Annotated in this window: 18 protein-coding genes; 16 read left to right on the forward strand and 2 right to left on the reverse strand. The window is 39.1% G+C overall.

Annotation, left to right across the window (positions count from 1 at the left end; genetic code table 11):
* Positions 1–5: 5 nt before the first annotated feature.
* From AC3E9U_RS02400 to AC3E9U_RS02450, 11 genes are all read left to right on the forward strand, one after another.
* A complete protein-coding gene (locus AC3E9U_RS02400) occupies positions 6–575 on the forward strand; it encodes an anthranilate synthase component II (protein WP_488745307.1) in 570 nt (189 codons plus the stop codon).
* A gap of 86 nt (positions 576–661) precedes the next feature.
* A complete protein-coding gene (gene trpD / locus AC3E9U_RS02405; RefSeq protein WP_488745308.1) occupies positions 662–1,690 on the forward strand; it encodes an anthranilate phosphoribosyltransferase in 1,029 nt (342 codons plus the stop codon).
* Between the two features lie 17 nt (positions 1,691–1,707).
* A complete protein-coding gene (trpC, locus tag AC3E9U_RS02410; RefSeq protein WP_488745309.1) occupies positions 1,708–2,499 on the forward strand; it encodes an indole-3-glycerol phosphate synthase TrpC in 792 nt (263 codons plus the stop codon).
* Between the two features lie 88 nt (positions 2,500–2,587).
* A complete protein-coding gene (locus AC3E9U_RS02415) occupies positions 2,588–3,220 on the forward strand; it encodes a phosphoribosylanthranilate isomerase (RefSeq protein WP_488745310.1) in 633 nt (210 codons plus the stop codon).
* 59 nt (positions 3,221–3,279) lie between these two features.
* Positions 3,280–4,461 carry a tryptophan synthase subunit beta gene (gene trpB / locus AC3E9U_RS02420; protein WP_488745311.1) on the forward strand — a complete coding sequence of 394 codons (1,182 nt, stop codon included), beginning with the start codon at positions 3,280–3,282 and terminating at the stop codon, positions 4,459–4,461.
* A gap of 129 nt (positions 4,462–4,590) precedes the next feature.
* The gene (trpA, locus tag AC3E9U_RS02425; RefSeq protein ID WP_488745312.1) at positions 4,591–5,352 is read left to right on the forward strand and encodes a tryptophan synthase subunit alpha; all 762 of its coding nucleotides are present in this window, start codon (positions 4,591–4,593) and stop codon (positions 5,350–5,352) included.
* 331 nt (positions 5,353–5,683) lie between these two features.
* A complete protein-coding gene (locus AC3E9U_RS02430; RefSeq protein WP_488745313.1) occupies positions 5,684–6,307 on the forward strand; it encodes a TetR/AcrR family transcriptional regulator in 624 nt (207 codons plus the stop codon).
* Positions 6,297–7,607, forward strand: a complete 1,311-nt coding sequence (locus AC3E9U_RS02435; RefSeq protein ID WP_488745314.1) for a TolC family protein — start codon at positions 6,297–6,299, stop codon at positions 7,605–7,607. Before AC3E9U_RS02430 ends, AC3E9U_RS02435 begins: the two co-directional genes overlap by 11 nt.
* Before the next feature lie 15 nt (positions 7,608–7,622).
* Entirely contained in the window at positions 7,623–8,702 is a 1,080-nt protein-coding gene (locus tag AC3E9U_RS02440) for an HlyD family secretion protein (RefSeq protein ID WP_488745315.1), read from the forward strand.
* Position 8,703: 1 nt separating this feature from the next.
* Positions 8,704–10,284 carry an MDR family MFS transporter gene (locus tag AC3E9U_RS02445; protein WP_488745316.1) on the forward strand — a complete coding sequence of 527 codons (1,581 nt, stop codon included), beginning with the start codon at positions 8,704–8,706 and terminating at the stop codon, positions 10,282–10,284.
* A gap of 195 nt (positions 10,285–10,479) precedes the next feature.
* Positions 10,480–10,830: a hypothetical protein gene (locus tag AC3E9U_RS02450; protein WP_488745317.1), complete on the forward strand. Its 351-nt coding sequence runs from the start codon at positions 10,480–10,482 to the stop codon at positions 10,828–10,830.
* Here AC3E9U_RS02450 and yaaA read toward each other — a convergent pair whose 3' ends face one another.
* Positions 10,831–11,589, reverse strand: a complete 759-nt coding sequence (yaaA, locus tag AC3E9U_RS02455; protein ID WP_488745318.1) for a peroxide stress protein YaaA — start codon at positions 11,587–11,589, stop codon at positions 10,831–10,833.
* A 274-nt stretch (positions 11,590–11,863) separates the two neighbouring features.
* Here yaaA and AC3E9U_RS02460 point away from each other — a divergent pair, with 274 nt between their 5' ends.
* Together AC3E9U_RS02460 and AC3E9U_RS02465 are read left to right on the forward strand one after the other, a co-directional pair.
* The gene (locus AC3E9U_RS02460; RefSeq protein ID WP_488745319.1) at positions 11,864–12,640 is read left to right on the forward strand and encodes a slipin family protein; all 777 of its coding nucleotides are present in this window, start codon (positions 11,864–11,866) and stop codon (positions 12,638–12,640) included.
* A gap of 182 nt (positions 12,641–12,822) precedes the next feature.
* Positions 12,823–13,308: a cupin domain-containing protein gene (locus AC3E9U_RS02465; RefSeq protein ID WP_488745320.1), complete on the forward strand. Its 486-nt coding sequence runs from the start codon at positions 12,823–12,825 to the stop codon at positions 13,306–13,308.
* 43 nt (positions 13,309–13,351) lie between these two features.
* Here AC3E9U_RS02465 and glmM read toward each other — a convergent pair whose 3' ends face one another.
* On the reverse strand, positions 13,352–14,740 hold the full coding sequence (gene glmM, locus AC3E9U_RS02470; protein WP_488745321.1) for a phosphoglucosamine mutase: 1,389 nt from the start codon (positions 14,738–14,740) through the stop codon (positions 13,352–13,354).
* Positions 14,741–15,428: 688 nt separating this feature from the next.
* Here glmM and AC3E9U_RS02475 point away from each other — a divergent pair.
* The 3 genes from AC3E9U_RS02475 to AC3E9U_RS02485 all read left to right on the forward strand — a co-directional run bounded on the left by AC3E9U_RS02475 (position 15,429) and on the right by AC3E9U_RS02485 (position 18,573).
* Positions 15,429–16,013, forward strand: coding sequence for an acyl carrier protein phosphodiesterase (locus AC3E9U_RS02475; protein ID WP_488745322.1), 585 nt, complete (start codon positions 15,429–15,431; stop codon positions 16,011–16,013).
* Positions 16,013–16,678 (forward strand): DNA alkylation repair protein, encoded by a 666-nt coding sequence (locus AC3E9U_RS02480; RefSeq protein WP_488745323.1) that lies wholly within the window; start codon positions 16,013–16,015, stop codon positions 16,676–16,678. Before AC3E9U_RS02475 ends, AC3E9U_RS02480 begins: the two co-directional genes overlap by 1 nt.
* 74 nt (positions 16,679–16,752) lie before the next feature.
* Positions 16,753–18,573 (forward strand): chloride channel protein, encoded by a 1,821-nt coding sequence (locus AC3E9U_RS02485; protein ID WP_488745324.1) that lies wholly within the window; start codon positions 16,753–16,755, stop codon positions 18,571–18,573.
* The last annotated feature ends 12 nt before the right edge of the window (positions 18,574–18,585 follow it).

Consider the following 18,585-nt stretch of genomic DNA (forward strand, 5'->3'; position numbering starts at 1 on the left):
AAACCATGAAAAAGATAGTAGTCATAGACAATTACGATAGTTTCACTTACAATTTGGTTCATTATCTTGAAGATTTGAATTGCGAAGTAACCGTTTACCGCAACGATGAATTTTACATTGATGAACTTAAGGACTTCGATAAAATCCTGCTTTCTCCCGGACCGGGAATTCCCGATGAAGCCGGATTACTGAAAGAAGTGATCAAAACCTATGCTCCCACTAAAAGTATTCTTGGTGTTTGTCTTGGCCAGCAGGCGATTGGAGAAGTTTTTGGCGGAAGTCTGACTAATCTTGAAAAAGTCTATCACGGTGTGGCAACAAAAGTCAAAATCACTGTTCCGGATGATGTTCTTTTTAAAGGTTTGGATGGTGAAATTGAAGTCGGACGCTACCATTCCTGGGTAGTAAATACAAATGATTTTCCGGATACATTGGAAATCACTTCCATTGATGAAAACGGCGAAATCATGTCACTCCGACATAAAACCTATGATGTTCGTGGCGTTCAATACCACCCGGAAAGCGTTCTTACACCCGACGGAAAGAAAATCCTGGAAAACTGGGTAAATAGCTAATTAACAACTCTTTTATCGAAAATCTAAATCGGTTTTAAGTCGAAAAAACTTAAGACCCGGCACAACTCATCTCTAATTCAGACATTATGAAAACAATATTAAACCGATTGATCCGACACGAAACGCTTACCAAAGAGGAAGCCAAATCGATATTGAAAAACATTTCCAACGGACTTTACAATCCAAGTCAGATTGCAAGTTTCCTCACCGTATTTATGATGCGAAACATTACCATTGAAGAACTTGCCGGTTTTCGGGAAGCCCTATTGGAACTATGCATAGCCATTGATTTATCCGATTATCAAACCATAGATTTATGCGGAACCGGCGGTGATGGAAAGGACACTTTCAACATTTCGACTTTGGCTTCTTTTGTAGCTGCCGGAGCAGGGATTCAAGTGGCAAAACACGGAAATTACGGCGTTTCCTCGATTTCGGGTTCGAGTAATGTGATGGAAACTCTAGGCATACGATTCAGTAATGAAGAAGAATTTTTGAAAAGATCAATTGAGGAAGCAGGAATTTGCGTCTTGCATGCGCCACTCTTCCACCCAGCTATGAAAAATGTTGCTCCGATCCGAAAAGAACTGGCGGTAAAAACCTTCTTTAATATGTTGGGACCGATGGTAAATCCGAGTTTTCCGAAACATCAGTTGGTAGGTGTTTTCAGCCTGGAACTGGCGCGAATGTATGCCTATCTGTATCAGAATACCGAAACGAATTTCACGATTCTGCACAGTTTAGACGGCTATGACGAAATCTCATTGACCGGGAATACCAAGATCATTTCCAAAAACTATGAGCAAATTCTAAAACCGGAGGATTTTAAAGTAAAAAAAGTAAACGAAACCGAAATTTTAGGGGGAATCACCGTTGAAAAATCCGCAGAAATCTTCCTGAACATCTTAAAAGGAAACGGGACGGAATCACAGAATAACGTCGTTTTTGCCAACGCCGGAATGGCTATTGCAACGGTAAAAAACTGTTCGGTTACAGACGGATTTGAAATGGCTAAAGAAAGTTTATTAAGTGGAAAAGCACTACAAAAATTAACAAAGTTACAAGGGATAAGTAATGTAGCTCGTAAATCCAACTTCTTCCCTTTTCCCTTTTAACTCAAAAAAATAAAAAAATGACAATTTTAGATAAAATAATAATCGATAAAAAAAGAGAAGTTGAACTCAAAAAGAGATTAATTCCTATATCACAACTTGAAAACACAGCACTTTTCGGAAGCCGCACCTATTCACTCAGCAAGAATTTACGAAACAATTTGGTGGGAATCATCGCCGAGTACAAACGACGTTCTCCTTCAAAATCCGTGATTAATAACGATTTTTCTGTGGAAGAAGTAACAATTAGCTACCAAAACGCAGGAGTTTCTGGTATTTCTGTTTTGACGGATGGTAAATATTTCGGAGGTTCATTGGATGATTTGTTGTTGGCCAAAGCTTCTGTAAACATTCCTTTGCTCCGAAAAGAATTCATCATCGACGAATACCAAATTCTGGAAGCAAAAGCCCACGGAGCTGATGTTATCTTACTGATTGCCGCCATTTTAACCCGCCAGGAAATCAAACAACTTTCCGAATTCACACATTCTTTAGGATTGGAAGTCTTATTGGAAGTTCATAATAAAGAAGAATTGGACAAAGCTATTATGCCAAGTCTGGACATGATCGGTGTGAACAATCGTAATTTAAAAACCTTCGAAGTAAATCTTGATTACAGTAAACAAATAGCTTCTCATATTCCGAACGAATTCGTAAAGGTTTCCGAAAGTGGCATCAGAACACCAAAAGACATAACCGAATTACAATCCTTTGGTTACCAGGGATTTTTGATCGGTGAAAACTTTATGAAAACCGAAAATCCGGGTCAATCGGCAGCAAAATTTATCAACTCAATACTCAAGAAATCATGAAATCGCCACTAAAACTATTTTGCTACAAACAAACATCAATAAATGAAAGGCGATAACATATATAACTACTAAAAAATAAATTTCATATATGAAACTGAAAATCTGCGGTTTGAAACACAAAGAAAACATTCAGGAAATAGCGCAATTACAACCTGATTATATGGGATTTATCTTCTACGAAAAATCGCCGCGTTTTTTCAATGGTGTGATTCCGATAGTACCAAAATCAACACAAAAAGTTGGAGTCTTTGTAGATGCGTATTTAGATGATATTCAAAAAAAAATATACCAATTCAATTTGCAGGTCATTCAGTTGCACGGCAATGAAACACCGGAATTCTGCAGATTATTCCAACGGATGGACATTAAAGTCATCAAGGTGTTTTCAGTCGATGATACATTTGATTTTGAATCACTTGCACCCTACGAAAACGTTTGCGATTACTTCCTTTTCGATACCAAAGGACAAAATCCAGGCGGCAACGGAACTACTTTCAATTGGGAAATTTTAAAAAACTATTCTTCCAAAAAGCCATTCTTTTTAAGTGGAGGCATTGGTTTACAAGAGATTAACAAAATAAAGCAATTGAATTTACCGATACATGCTATAGACGTAAACAGCAAATTCGAAATCGAACCCGGACTGAAGAACATTACCGAGTGTAAAAAATTGATTGAGAAGTTAAATTCCAAATTCCAATCACAAAATTCCAAAAATTAAATTCTGCTCAATCAAAATCTTTTAATCATTCAATTTTTCAATCTTTAAATCTCAAACACATGAAATATCAAGTTAACGAAAACGGATTTTACGGCGAATTCGGCGGTGCTTTCATCCCGGAAATGCTCTACCCGAATGTGGAAGAATTACGCCAAAACTATCTGAAAATCATACAAACCGATGAATTTCAAAACGAGTTCCAGCAACTCCTGAAAGACTACGTCGGAAGGCCGACTCCGCTATATTTCGCAGAACGTTTATCCACAAAGTACAACACTAAAATCTATTTAAAAAGGGAAGATCTCTGCCATACAGGTGCCCATAAAATCAACAATACTATTGGTCAGATTTTATTAGCCAAACGTCTTGGAAAAAGCAGAATTATCGCCGAAACCGGAGCAGGACAACACGGAGTCGCTACCGCAACTGTCTGTGCTTTAATGGGTTTGGCGTGTATCGTTTATATGGGCGAAATCGATATTCAGCGACAGGCTCCGAATGTTGCACGAATGAAAATGCTCGGAGCAGAAGTTCGTCCGGCCAAATCCGGCTCCAAAACGTTGAAAGATGCTACCAATGAAGCGATTAGGGATTGGATCAACAACCCGATAGATACCTTTTACATCATCGGATCGGTAGTTGGCCCGCATCCTTATCCGGATATGGTGGCGAAATTCCAAAGTATTATCTCCGAGGAAATTAAAACCCAATTAGTAAAAAAAGAAGGCCGTGAAACCCCGGATTATGTGATTGCCTGTGTAGGCGGCGGAAGCAATGCGGCCGGGGCTTTTTACCACTTTTTAAACGATGAAAATGTGAAACTGATTGCCGTGGAAGCAGCCGGAAAAGGCGTTGATTCGGGTGAAAGTGCCGCTACATCTGTCTTGGGAAAGATTGGGATTATTCACGGGAGCAAAACGCTTTTAATGCAGTCAGAAGACGGACAAATTACAGAACCCTACTCAATTTCCGCTGGTTTGGATTATCCGGGTGTCGGTCCGTTGCACGCGCATTTACACAGAAGTAAACGAGCTGATTTTGTTGCAATTACGGACGATCAGGCTATGACGGCCGGACTGAATTTATGTAAAACAGAAGGTATTATTCCGGCCATCGAAAGTTCGCATGCTTTAGCAGTATTGGAAACTCGAAAATTTAAGAAAAATGATGTAGTTGTGATCAATTTATCAGGTCGTGGTGACAAAGATCTGAACACTTATATCGACTATTTTAAGCAGTAAGCAGTAAGCAGTAAGCAGTAAGCAGTAAGCAGTAAGCAGTAAGCAGTAAGCAGTAAGCAGTAAGCAAAATTAAAATTTATCCGTAATACGATTATTTTGAAACTTTGAAACTTTGAAACTCGAATAAAAATGAACAGAATAAACAGCAAATTACAGGAAGAAAAAAAGCTTCTTTCCATCTATTTCACAGCAGGATTTCCCAACCTCAACGACACAGTTTCCATCATTGAAGAGCTCGAAAAAAGCGGTGTGGATATGATCGAAATCGGTCTTCCTTTTAGCGATCCGATGGCTGACGGACCAACTATTCAGGAGAGTTCAACCATAGCTTTAGCGAACGGAATGACCACAAAATTGCTTTTTGAACAGCTCAAAAACATCCGAAAAACAGTAAAAATTCCGCTCTTGATTATGGGCTATTTTAACCCGATTTTGCAATATGGAGTAGCTGAATTTTGTCAAAAATGTGCCGAAATAGGTATCGACGGACTCATCATTCCGGATCTTCCGATGGCCGTTTTTGAAGCTGATTTTTCATCAATTTTCAGACAAAATAATCTCAAAAATATCTTCTTGATTACGCCGCAAACTTCGGAAGAGCGCATACAGAAAATTGATAATTTCTCCGATAGTTTTATCTATATGGTAAGCAGTTCAAGTACAACAGGCAGTCAAAATTCGTTCGGAGAAATGCAGCAAAACTACTTCGAAAGAATAGCAAAAACGGAGCTTAAAAACCCGCAAATTGTTGGTTTCGGCATCTCAAATAAAACAACATTTCAAGAGGCAACAAAGCACCAAAAAGGAGCAATTATCGGAAGCTCGTTCGTAAATTACCTCAAAAACAACGAAATAAACAGCATTCGGAATTATATTAAACATTTTATTTAATCAAACACAATTAAAATACTGGTTTTTAATAATTTAAACAACAACTATAGATTTTATTTATGCACAAAAAAACCACTTTTTAAGGTCTTAAAAAGTGGTTTTTCGTTTGCTGCCTTCCTATTTAAGTGGGCAAATTTCGCTTCGATAAAAGTAAACAAAAAAAGATATAAGCAACCTATATTATCATCTGTTTTTCACTCACCTACTCCACCGGACCAGCAAGAAAAAAATCATAAAACGTCACTGTTAAAAAAAAGTTAAAAACAATTTAAACAAACGTTTAATTTAAACAAGTGTTTAATTTTGTATCCGAATTTAAAATCAAAATAAAATGACCGATTTTAATGATAAACAAATTGAGATTTTACACGTAGCGGAAAAGCTGTTTTCGGAAGATGGTTTTGACGGAACTTCCGTTCGTGATATCGCGAAAGAGGCCGACATAAACATCGCCATGATTTCGTATTATTTCGGTTCGAAGGAAAAGTTGCTTGAGGCACTTATCCTCTACCGCATTTCCGATCTGAAACTGGAAATGGAAAACATCTTTAAAGAGAATGTATCTCCTCTTGAAAAAATTGACCGACTGGTTGAGTTATACATCAAACGCATCAACAAAAACCGAGGCATGTATCAGATCATTCATTCTGAAATCGCTAGCAAAAAAAGAGAGATCAATTGCGAGGCTTTTAACGAGGTAAAAAAGTATAATCTTCAGGTCCTGAAAAATATTATCGAAGAAGGTCAGATAAAAGGTTTTTTCGGAAAAGACATCAACGTTACTTTGATTCCCCCAACGATCATGGGAACGTATTTTCATTTTCACATGAACAAACCTTTTTATTCTGATCTGTTTAATCTGAACACTCAGGAAGATTACGATAACTACATCAGTAGCCAATTAACCAGTCACATTCAAAAAACAATTAAAGCCCTACTAACCTATGAAAAGTAATTCCCTAAAACTGGGCCTCTTTTTACTATTTGGAGTTTTCTCCGTAAAAGCGCAGGAGAAAAAAATCACACTCGAAGAAGCAATTCAACTGGCGGCTACGCAAAGTCACGAAGCCAAATTGGCGGATACCAAGGTAGCCACAAAAGAATTCGAAATGCAGACCGTTAAAAACAAGCAATACCCTGATGCTAAAATCAACGGTCAATTCCAACGACTGACTAATGCGGATGTAGATGTTAAAATTGGAAACAGCTCCCAAGGCGGAGAAACACCTAAAGTGCACCAGCTAATTCTGGGCAATGCTATGGCTACCGTTCCGGTATTTGCAGGATTTAAGATCCAAAACAGCATTAAAGCATCACAAAGTTTATATGAAGCAGAACAATTCTACGCCAAAAGCAGCAAAGAGCAAATCGCACTGGAAGTAGTAAAACTTTACGTGGCCCTGTACAAGGCGCAGGAAAATGAAAAACTGATTCAGGAAAATATTAAAAGAGCTGAAGTGCGCGTAAAAGATTTCAAAGCGATGGAGGAAAACGGACTCATAGCCCGAAATGATTTACTTAGATCTCAATTACAGGTTTCTAATTATCAAATTGCATTGGAAGAAGCTAAGAAAAACATCAAGACGGTAAATTTTCAACTGGTAACGCTTTTGCAATTACCGGAAGGTACGCAAATAAATCCCGATTCTGACATTTTTAAACAAGAATCATCTTTTGCCTCACCTTCTAATGATATTTCCGGCAGAAACGATTTAAATGCCATTCGTATGCAACATAAAGCAGCCGAAACCAATGTGAAAGTCGCAAAAGGCAACTACTACCCTGCTTTAACTTTAATGGGCGGTTATATTGGTTTTGATTTGCAAAACCTGGTAACGGTGACCAATGCCATGAATTTTGGTGTCGGACTTTCCTATGACCTGAGTTCTGTTTTCAAAAACGGAAAAGATGTTAAAGCTGCAAAAAGCAGAGCAAAAGAAACGGAACAGACCATGGATATAATGACAGACCAGGCTAAAATGCAGATACAACAGGCCTACGAAAATTACCTTTTGGCGCAAAAACAGAATATCGTTTACAAAGAAGCCGTGGTTCAGGCTGCAGAAAATTTCAGAATCGTAAAAGACAAACACGATAATGGTCTGTCCGACACCGACGAATTATTAGAAGCGGATGTACAGCAATTACTGTCCAAAATCAATGAATCTTCCTCTAAAGCGGATATCATCGAAAAATACTATGAAGTTCTGGCAGCTTCCGGAAAATTAATCACCTCATCAACTATCAAAAACTAATCCCATTTATTCAACATGGAAAAGAAACCAGCAAATAAAAAATTCATCATCATAATCAGCGCATTAGTAATTCTTGGAGGCGTTTACGGCACGTTCAAATACATGCACGGACAGGCACACGAAGAAACCGATGACGCTCAAATTGAACAGAATATGAACCCGATCATCCCTCGTGTGGCGGGTTATGTGTCAAAAGTGTATATCAAAGACAATGATTTCGTTAAAAAAGGTGATACGCTTTTAGTGATCGACAACAAAGACTTCTTGGTTAAAGTGGAAGAAGCTAAAGCCGCTTTGACCGTAGCCGAAACCTCTCTGGAAGTTTCAAAAGCCGATGTTGGAGCAGCAGCAGCAAACATTTCCATTTCTGATGCAACGATCCAATCCAATTCGGGAAGCATTGAAGCGGCAAAAATCCGGGCAGGAAGAGCTTCAAACGATTTTGAACGTTATTCTAATCTTTATAAAAATCATTCCATTACAAAACAACAATACGAGCAGGCGTTAGCAGCGAAACAGGAAGCTGAAAAACAGGTTGAAATCTTACAACAACAACGAAATGCCAGCGCACATCAACGTGAGGCAGTTGTTTCCAAAACGAATGTTGCCAACAAACAGACCGGAGTGGCAGCCGCAAACGTAAAACGCGCACAGTCGGTATTGGATGCCGCGGAACTTAATTTGAGTTATACCGTAATTACAGCTTCTGTGGACGGTCAGGTTTCAAGCGTGGATGTTCAGGCCGGACAAATGATTCAGCCGGGTCAGTCGTTGTTTTATATAGTAAACAATAAAGATACTTGGGTAATTGCCAATTTTAAAGAAACCCAATTGAACAAAATGCGCATCGGACAAAAAGTTACACTTAAAGTAGACGCTTATCCCGGAACCGAATTTGACGGGGAGGTAAACTCGTTTTCGCCGGCAACAGGATCACGTTTCTCAATCCTGCCTCCTGATAATGCTACGGGTAACTTCGTTAAAACAATTCAGCGCTTACCGGTAAAAATAAAATTATCGGCAAACAACGATGCAGAAAAAATAAAATTACTACGTCCCGGAATGAACGTGGAAGTGGACGTTCACGTAAAATAATATGGCAACAACTCAACCTGATGATTTAGTAGAATATGGCTTTCGCAGAGTCATTATAACAATCACAGCAGTTCTTTGTGCACTGTTGGAGATTGTCGATACTACTATCGTAAACGTAGCGCTGAATGACATGCGCGGAAGTTTGGGAGCAACTTTAACTGATGTTGCCTGGGTAATTACCGCTTATGCGATTGCCAACGTAATCATCATCCCGATGACCAGCTGGCTATCCCAGCAATTCGGAAGAAGAAATTACTTTGCCGCTTCCATCATCATCTTTACCGTTTCCTCTTTCCTTTGCGGAAATGCATCCAACATATGGGAGCTGGTTTTTTTCCGTTTCATTCAGGGAATGGGTGGTGGTGCACTTTTGGTAACGGCACAAACCATCATTACCGAAAGTTATCCGACAGCAAAACGCGGAATGGCGCAGGCGATTTACGGAATGGGTGTAATTGTGGGACCAACTTTAGGTCCGCCTCTTGGTGGATATCTGGTACATAATTTTTCATGGCCTTATATTTTCTACATCAACATTCCGTTAGGGATTATAGCGACGATTTTGACGCTTTCTTTTGTTAAAAGTCCGAAATACGGAGAAAAACTAAAAGCAAATCAGGTAGATTGGTGGGGAATCGTATTTCTGGCCTCATTCATCGGATCGCTGCAGTTCGTTCTCGAACACGGACAGCAGGACGACTGGTTTGAAAACACAACCATTATCATTCTAACATTGATTTCCTTATTTGGATTGGTGTTCTTTATCTGGCGTCAGCTGACTTATAAGTATCCGATTGTCAACCTTCGGGTTTTGCAGGATCAAAATCTGCGTATCGGAACCATAATGTGTTTTATTTTAGGTTTCGGATTATATGGTTCTACTTTTATTATCCCGATCTATACGCAGTCGATATTAGGCTGGACCGCTTTGGATGCCGGTTTATTGTTAATTCCGAGTTCGATAATGACAGGTATCATGATGCCTTTTATCGGTAAGTTGATCCAACGCGGCGTTCCTCAGGCATACATGGTTTCGATTGGTTTCGCAGTGTTCTTCGGATTTACTTTTTGGATGCACAGCATTATGACTCCGGATACCGGCGGGGAATACATGTTCTGGCCTTTAATTCTTCGCGGTATAGGTTTGGGATTATTATTCGTACCGATTACGACTTTAGCATTATCCACTCTAAGCGGAAGACAGATTGGTGAAGGTGCTGCTTTTACAGGGATGATGCGGCAATTGGGAGGTTCCTTCGGAATTGCCATCATCACAACCTTCATTTCCAGATTCACACAAGAACACCGTGTAAATCTGATCGCACACCTGGATGCTACAAAGTTTGAAGTACAGCAAAGAATCCATCAGCTGCAAATGAGTTTCATGTCGAAAGGTTTCAGTGCGAGTGAAGCTTTGGATAAAGCACATAAAGCACTTGAAATGTCGGTTATGAAACAAAGCACCGTATTATCCTATATGGATGTCTTTTTGTATTTGGGAATTATGTTCCTTATCTGTATCCCTTTTATGCTGTTAATCAAGAGAGGAAGCGGAAAAGTAGATATGTCGAATGTTCATTAATTTAAACATAGTTATTTGATTTTTTAAGAAGCTCTGAATAGTTGATATTCAGAGTTTTTTTATTAAAATTTCGTTTGGTCGTGTTTTTTTTCACTTAGTCGATTTTAGAAAAAATGATTATAATTTAACCTAAAATTAAAATACATTTGATTGATACATAGATAGTTACTCATTATTAACCAAAACTTCTTCACCATGGGCATTTTTACAAACGGGGACCGACGAATTCTAAAGGAATTTTTAACGAAAAGTGAACATAATTGTCACGACATCGAAAAGGAAATTGATGAGTTTTTAGTAGACTTACAAGCAGAGTATGAAGAAAACAGTTATGTTATGAGTGAATTTTCTGAGTTTGTAAACGAACTTCGTGAAAAACTTCCTCCTTCCGATGCAAGTAAGCTTATGGAATTCTCATCAAGATTGGCAAGAGTGAAACGTTGTGCGCGCAAAGGTGTGGAAGCACTGCGTGAAATTGCGAGAGATCAACGTAAAATGACACGAGAAACATTCCGCGACTATGAAGAATATTTACATTTAGGATAATTATCGAGTAAATACCAGCGTATTACCTTTACTTAGATTTTCATCAAACTTATACCCTTCATAATTGAATCCTTTCAAGTCCTGAAGGGTTTCTGCATTTGTATCGATAATGTAGCGCACCATCATTCCTCTGGCTTTTTTAGCAAAGAAACTTATCATTTTCAGCTTTCCGTCTTTATAATCTTTAAACTCCGGAGTAATAACGGGTACTTTCAAAGCTTTTGCATCAACGGCCGAGAAATATTCGTTACTGGCAAGGTTCAGGAACAAATCACCTTTTTTAAGTTCCTTGTTCAGTTCTTTGGTGATTTTCGTTTTCCAAAATTCGTAAAGGTTTTTGTTCTTCCCGATTGGCAATGAGGTACCCATTTCAAGCCGGTACGGCTGAATCAGATCCAAAGGTTTCAAAAGTCCGTACAATCCTGAAAGGATGCGAAGTTTGTCCTGCAAAACGTCTAATTTTTCAACAGGCAGATTATAAACATCCAAACCATGGTAAACATCGCCGTTAAAGGCATAAACCGCAGGGCGGGCATTCTCAGGGGTAAAAGGTGTCGCCCACTCCTGATTGCGCTGCCAGTTCAGATCAGCTAACTTATCAGAAATATCCATTAATTCCATCAGCTGTTTCGGTTTCTTTTTCTTCAGCACCTTATGCACCGAATTGGCTTCCTTCGGAAAGGAGAATTCGCTGTGCTGCGCAGTTGGTAATTCTTTTTCAAAATCCAATGATTTAGCCGGAGAAATAACGATTTTCATGCTTTGCGTATTAATGGTTTTCAAAAATACAAATTACAATCATTAAATCCACCCTCTGCAAAATTGATTTTACAGATTTAAAAATGACACCATCAGGTCTTGAAATCAGTCACACACCAGCAGACACAAGTAATTCATTTACAACTTATTGTTTGCTTAATTTCTTCAAAAAAGAATTCATTTATGCCAACATTAATCGTAAATTTATACAAGAATTCCTTACTAAAAATCAAACACAAAGAATTGAAAACAGTTCAATAATAACTCAAAAAATATGACAGCAATTCAAATCATCGGAATTATCATTGTGATTCTTCTTTCCGGGTTTCGCATAGCACAGGAATACCAACGCGGAGTAGTTTTCAGGCTCGGACGGTTCCATGCCGTAAAAGGTCCCGGATTGTATTGGATCATTCCATTAATTGACCGCCAGCAAAAAGTAGACATCCGAACCAAGACCGTAGATCTTGAACAACAGGAAACCATTACAAAAGACAGTGTTACCATTAAAGTTAATGCGGTACTATGGTTTAAGATTACCAACCCGGAAGCTGCCATCATTAAAGTGGCGGACTATAACAAAGCGGTGTATCAGTTTTCAGTAACGGCCTTGCGAAACATTATCGGACAACATTCGTTGGATGAAGTATTAAGAGAAAGAGAGAAAATAAACGGAACCCTTCAGCGAATTGTTGATACCGCCACAGAACCTTGGGGCATCAAAATTGAAATGGTCGAAATGAAAGATGTTGAAATCCCTGAAGGTATGCAAAGAGCCATGGCCCGTGAAGCTGAAGCCATACGAGAAAAAAGAGCCCGCATCGTAAAAGCCGAAGCGGAACTAGAAGCCTCTATTAAATTAACACAAGGCGCTCTAAAAATGGAAGAAAGTCCGATGGCGCTTGAGTTGCGAAGAATGCAGATGCTGTCCGAAATCGGTATCGATAACAACACTACCACGATTGTATTGATTCCGTCTGATTTTACAAATGCCGCTAAAAATCTTCTTCAACCTATTAACAAAAAGAAATCCGGAGGAAAAAAATCATAAGACTTAGTTAACACCATTACTAAAGTTTTATGCTTAACTTTATTGATTGCAAAATCAACTATATCAACAAGTTGAATTCATTACCAATCCCCATTTTCTTTAACCGTTTCTTGCCTTCAGAATGCTGAAAGTTATATCAATTGTAGAAAAAGAACGAAGCTCTTAAAACTAAAAATGGAATAATGAAAACGACAAAAACAATTGCTGCTTTGATATTGTTTTGTATCTGCAGCGTAGTAATGAATATTCAGGCACAGGTCCATCATGACGAAGGCCATATTATGGTACTCCCGAAAGACATTAAATGGGTTGACGGACCTTCGGGTTTACCACCTGGAAGTCAGGTTACGGTTTTGGAAGGTGATCCTGCCGCCGCCGGAATGTTTACCATCCGAGTAAAAATGCCTGCTAATTACAAAATCAAACCACATACTCATCCCGCTGACGAACACGTTACAGTGATCAAAGGCGCTTTAAATATGGGCTTGGGTGCGACTTATGATGAAAAATCAGCAACATCAATTCCTGTTGGCGGATTTGCCGTAATGAAAGTGGGTACTGTTCACTATGCGTTTACCAAAGGCGAAACCATCGTACAGATTCATGGAATGGGTCCATGGGGAATTACTTATGTATATCCGGCAGATGATCCCCGAGCTAAGAAATAGATTAAAAAAATAACCCTGAGCCAGAACTCAGGGTTTGTTTTTTTTATATTCCGGCAATCTGTTTCAGTTCACTAACAAAACGTTCCGCTAAAACATCGGCCTCTGCTTGTGTTGGAGCTTCAGTATAAATTCGGATAATCGGCTCCGTATTTGATTTTCTCAAGTGTACCCACTCAGTTGGGAAATCGATTTTCACTCCGTCGATTGTGGAAATATTTTCAGAAGCGTATTTCTCCGTCATAGTTTTCAAAACGGCATCCACATCGATTTGCGGCGTAAGTTCGATTTTGTTCTTACTCATGAAATACTGTGGATATGATGCTCTCAATTCAGCCACTGTCATGTCCATATTCGATAAATGCGTCAGGAACAACGCCACTCCTACCAAACTATCTCGTCCGTAATGACTCTCCGGATAAATGATTCCGCCATTTCCTTCACCGCCGATGATTGCATTGGTTGATTTCATTAATTCCACCACATTCACCTCTCCTACTGCGCTTGCCTGATAACTTCCGTTGTGTTTTTCTGTGATATCTCGTAAAGCACGGGAAGACGACATGTTGGACACCGTATTTCCAGGCGTTTTGCTCAACACATAATCGGCAACGGCTACCAAAGTATATTCTTCACCAAACATTTCTCCGTCATTGGAAATAAATGCCAAACGGTCTACGTCCGGATCAACAACAATTCCGAAATCAGCTTTTTCTTCCACAACCAATTTACAGATATCTCCTAAATGTTCTTTTAAAGGCTCCGGATTGTGAGGGAAATGTCCGTTTGGTTCGCAGTAAAGTTTTACCACTTCCACGCCCATTTGCTCTAATAATTTCGGGATGATGATTCCGCCCGAAGAATTCACTCCGTCAACAACCACTTTGAATTTTCTCTTCGCAACCGCATCAGCGTCCACCAAAGGCAAATTCAATACCTCATCGATGTGAATGTCCATGTAAGCACCATTTTCGGTTACTTCTCCTAAATTGTCAACATCCGAAAAATCAAAAGCTTCTGCTTCGGCGATTTCAAGAATTTTAGCGCCATCGGCACCGTTTAAAAATTCGCCTTTTGCATTCAATAACTTCAAGGCATTCCATTGTTTCGGATTGTGAGAAGCGGTCAGAATAATTCCGCCATCTGCTTGCTCCAGAGGCACTGCAACTTCAACAGTTGGTGTTGTTGACAGACCTAAGTCGATTACATCAATTCCCAGTCCGACAAGTGTATTTACCACCAGATTGTGGATCATCGGTCCTGAAATACGGGCATCGCGACCGATTACAACCGTTAACTTATCTTTCTTTATATTTTGTTTTAAAAAGGTTCCGTAAGCTGAAGCGAATTTCACCGCATCAACCGGCGTAAGGTTATCTCCCACTTTTCCGCCGATGGTTCCGCGGATTCCTGAGATGGATTTTATTAAAGTCATAATTAAATCTTTTTTTGGAAGTACAAATATAATAAGGTACTAAGGTACTGAGATACTGAGGGGCGAAGTTTTTTTTAAATAAACCCGTTTCTCATAACAATAAATTTCAATAAAACAATCAGAATCCCATTATGAATTGTAAATATTTACTTATTTCCACCCTTAATCTAAAATAGATTATCAGTACTATATCAGTACTATATCAGTACTATATCAGTACTATATCAGTACTATATCAGTACTATATCAGTACTATATCAGTACTATATCAGTACTATATCAGTACTGTATCAGTATTATATCTGTATTATATCTGTATTATATCTGTATTATATCTGTATTATATCTGTATTATATCTGTATTATATCTGTATTATATCTGTATTATATCTGTATTATATCTGTATTATATCTGTGCTATATCAATAGCGCACCAGTCACACATCAGTGATACATCAGTGATACATTCATAAGTTAATGCTATAGCAATGCTATATATTACAACGCAAACCTTGGGTTCAATTAATGAAAAACCCATATTCTTAAAAAAACAACGCAAAATATTACCCCCTCAGAACCTGTGAATCTAACTTTTTCAACAAAATGCGACCAATAATTACAGAAGTTTCTTTATATTTACAAAAGCCCTCAGGAACCTTAGCCTCTCAGAACCTTAGTACCTTGTTAAATGAACTTCTTAGCACACATCTATCTTTCGGGCGAAAATGATCTGATAAAAATCGGAAACTTTATCGCGGACGGTATTCGGGGTCACGACTACGAACAATTTCCATTGGATGTACAGAAAGGCATTTTACTCCATCGCGCCATTGATACTTTTACGGATGCGCATCCTGTTTTCCGTCAGAGCAAACACCGACTTCATGAGGCATATGGCCACTATTCCGGGGTAATCATGGATATCTTCTATGATCATTTTCTGGCTAAGAACTGGGCAAACTATTCAAATGAAAATCTGGAATCGTATGCTGAACGTTTTTATGAATCGCTTCGGGTCAATTATGACTGGCTCAACGTAAAAACCCAAAAAATGATGCCCTATATGATTGCCCGAAACTGGCTGGCAAGTTATGCCACGGTTGAAGGGATAGGGATGATTTTATTTCAGATGGACCATCGCACTAAAAATAGAGTTTCCATGCAAAATGCGGTAGTGGAACTGGAACAATACTACACGGAATTCGAATCGGAATTCACCACTTTTTTTGAAGAACTACGTGCTCACGTACAACAAAAACTGGCCATCTTATAATGACTTTCATACCTGAACTGGAAAAAGCGTTCCGTGAAAAGGCCTCTGCCGAAATGGCTGCACCAATGGAAGCTTACATGAAAAACCATTTCCCTTTTTTGGGAATTAAAACCTCGCCACGACGAGAAATTCTGAAGGAACTCTGGAACACCTACAAAGAAGAAATCAGGCAAAACAGCAGAACAATTGCTCACGAACTGTTTTCAAGAAAAGAACGCGAATTCCACTATTGTGCCATCGAAATCCTGATTAAAGAACTCGAAAAGAAATATACCAAAGACCATATAACTTTGATTGAAAAAATGCTTGTAACCCATTCCTGGTGGGACAGTGTGGATACTGTTGCTAAATTTCTTCTTGGAAATTATCTTGCTCAGTTTCCGGAAGAAAGACAAAAGATCGTATCGAAATTTTCCGAGTCTGATAACATGTGGCTCAACCGATCCGCAATACTCTTCCAATTGGATTACAAAGCGAATACCGATGCAGAATTACTGTTTTCCCTCTGCGAAAAACATAAGGATTCCAAGGAATTTTTCATCCAAAAAGCCATTGGATGGGCCTTACGCGATTATAGCCGGTTCAACCCGAAAGGTGTAACGGAATTTGTAATAAAAACCGACCTAAAACCACTCAGCAAAAAAGAAGCTCTTCGAAATTTATAATTTTCTCAATGCAATATTCTGACGAAAACGCCGTATTTTAGCGGATAGCACATCGAAAATCGAAAGAAAGAACAATGACCGAAAAAAAAGTTTCCCCTTTTATTTTGCTGATTCGCAAACTATTAAAACGGTTTGAAGCTTTTCTGTTTTTACTGAAAAGGGTCTTGAGCAGCCGGCAGTTTTTGTATTTTTCCTGTGTCTTGGTCGGAATTTCATCCGCTTTGGCTGTAATTGTTCTGAAAACATTTGCTCATGCCGTTTTCCGTTTTGCAAATTACATCGATGGCATACTTCATTTGCCTTATTCAAACAGTATTCTTCCCATCGCAGGAATTCTTCTGACCGCTTTTGTAGTTAAAAAATTCCTGGACGGAAGCATCGAAAAAGGAACTTCTCAAATCATGATCGCGGTTGCTAACAAATCGGGAATCATGCCCAAAAAGCAAATGTATGCGCAGATCATAACCAGTTCCCTGACTGTTGGCATGGGTGGTTCGGCCGGACTTGAGTCGCCGATTACCATTACTGGCGCGGCTTTCGGATCGAATTACGCGCAAAAATACCGGCTGAATTACAAAGACCGCACACTCCTGTTAGCCTGCGGAGTGGCAGCTGGAATTGCAGCCGCTTTTAACGCGCCGATTGCGGGCGTGTTGTTTTCCATTGAAGTTATTTTGGCCGACATTAGCGTTACGGCTTTTATTCCAATCATGATTTCGGCAGCAACTGGTGCTTTGATTTCAAAAGTTGTTTTAAAAGAAGGTATTCTGATAACTTTTAAAACCCAACTCGCTTTCGATTATCATAACATTCCGTATTATATCATCCTTGGAATTTTAGCCGGACTGGTCTCGGTTTATCATGCCCGGAGTTTTAGAAAAGTGGAGCATTTTTTCGGCAAATCCAAATCGCCCGTCTATAAAAAAGCATTGTTTGGTGCTTCCATTTTAGCCGTACTCATCTTCTTTTTCCCGACACTTTTCGGTGAAGGTTACGAGAGTATTAAAACGCTTTCGTCAGCCGATCCGGGAGTTTTACTGGAAAACACAATCTTAGACGAGCACAAATCAAACGAATGGATTCTATTGTGTTTCATCGGTGTGACCTTAATGATAAAATCAGTCGCAACCGGACTGACATTGGGCAGTGGCGGAAATGGCGGTAACTTTGCTCCTTCCCTTTTTGTGGGCTCCTATCTTGGTTTTTTTGTTTCCAAATTTTTCCAGCTGACCGGAATCGACCGGGATCTGCCGATAAGTAATTTTTCCGTTGTGGGAATGGCAGGAGTGCTGAGCGGATTATTTCATTCGCCTTTAACAGCCATCTTCCTGATTGCCGAAATTACCGGCGGTTATGGTTTGATGGTTCCGCTTTTAATTGTTTCTTCCATCAGCTTCATCATCTCCAAAAAACTGGAAGTACATTCCATGGACATTAAAACCCTTGCCGATACAGGAACCGTTTTTACCAGCGATAAAGACAAAAACATCCTCTCTTCCATCGATCTGTCAAAAATGATGCAAACAAATTTTGCCACGATTTCCTCTTCTGCAAAAATTGAAGATGTGGTGAATCTGCTTTCCGAAACAAAACAGTCGGTTTTCCCGGTGGTTAACGAACAGGATTCTTTTGTCGGCGTCATCCATTTTGACAGCATTCGCCCTATGATTTTTAATGCTTTTCAGGTAAAATACAGTCTGTTAAGCGATATCATCCAAAGACCGGAAGCCGTTATTTCCTACGACGAAGTTATGGAAACGGTCATGGAAAAATTCGAAACTACCAATGCCCCTCTTTTGTTTGTATTAAAAGACAACAAATGCCTTGGTTATGTTACCAAATTGGACATCTTGGATACTTATCGCGAAAAGCTGAAATCCTTCCGAATCGAATAGCTTTATATCTAA

Source organism: Flavobacterium sp. 21.1 (genome assembly GCF_057801535.1).

What these genes read in the sequence shown, in the direction of transcription:
- AC3E9U_RS02400 (WP_488745307.1), top strand. Translation starts at nt 6, where the DNA reads ATGAAAAAGATAGTAGTCATAGACAATTACGATAGTTTCACTTACAAT.
- trpD (WP_488745308.1), top strand. Translation starts at nt 662, where the DNA reads ATGAAAACAATATTAAACCGATTGATCCGACACGAAACGCTTACCAAA.
- trpC (WP_488745309.1), top strand. Translation starts at nt 1,708, where the DNA reads ATGACAATTTTAGATAAAATAATAATCGATAAAAAAAGAGAAGTTGAA.
- AC3E9U_RS02415 (WP_488745310.1), top strand. Translation starts at nt 2,588, where the DNA reads ATGAAACTGAAAATCTGCGGTTTGAAACACAAAGAAAACATTCAGGAA.
- trpB (WP_488745311.1), top strand. Translation starts at nt 3,280, where the DNA reads ATGAAATATCAAGTTAACGAAAACGGATTTTACGGCGAATTCGGCGGT.
- trpA (WP_488745312.1), top strand. Translation starts at nt 4,591, where the DNA reads ATGAACAGAATAAACAGCAAATTACAGGAAGAAAAAAAGCTTCTTTCC.
- AC3E9U_RS02430 (WP_488745313.1), top strand. Translation starts at nt 5,684, where the DNA reads ATGACCGATTTTAATGATAAACAAATTGAGATTTTACACGTAGCGGAA.
- AC3E9U_RS02435 (WP_488745314.1), top strand. Translation starts at nt 6,297, where the DNA reads ATGAAAAGTAATTCCCTAAAACTGGGCCTCTTTTTACTATTTGGAGTT.
- AC3E9U_RS02440 (WP_488745315.1), top strand. Translation starts at nt 7,623, where the DNA reads ATGGAAAAGAAACCAGCAAATAAAAAATTCATCATCATAATCAGCGCA.
- AC3E9U_RS02445 (WP_488745316.1), top strand. Translation starts at nt 8,704, where the DNA reads ATGGCAACAACTCAACCTGATGATTTAGTAGAATATGGCTTTCGCAGA.
- AC3E9U_RS02450 (WP_488745317.1), top strand. Translation starts at nt 10,480, where the DNA reads ATGGGCATTTTTACAAACGGGGACCGACGAATTCTAAAGGAATTTTTA.
- yaaA (WP_488745318.1), bottom strand. Translation starts at nt 11,589, where the DNA reads ATGAAAATCGTTATTTCTCCGGCTAAATCATTGGATTTTGAAAAAGAA.
- AC3E9U_RS02460 (WP_488745319.1), top strand. Translation starts at nt 11,864, where the DNA reads ATGACAGCAATTCAAATCATCGGAATTATCATTGTGATTCTTCTTTCC.
- AC3E9U_RS02465 (WP_488745320.1), top strand. Translation starts at nt 12,823, where the DNA reads ATGAAAACGACAAAAACAATTGCTGCTTTGATATTGTTTTGTATCTGC.
- glmM (WP_488745321.1), bottom strand. Translation starts at nt 14,740, where the DNA reads ATGACTTTAATAAAATCCATCTCAGGAATCCGCGGAACCATCGGCGGA.
- AC3E9U_RS02475 (WP_488745322.1), top strand. Translation starts at nt 15,429, where the DNA reads ATGAACTTCTTAGCACACATCTATCTTTCGGGCGAAAATGATCTGATA.
- AC3E9U_RS02480 (WP_488745323.1), top strand. Translation starts at nt 16,013, where the DNA reads ATGACTTTCATACCTGAACTGGAAAAAGCGTTCCGTGAAAAGGCCTCT.
- AC3E9U_RS02485 (WP_488745324.1), top strand. Translation starts at nt 16,753, where the DNA reads ATGACCGAAAAAAAAGTTTCCCCTTTTATTTTGCTGATTCGCAAACTA.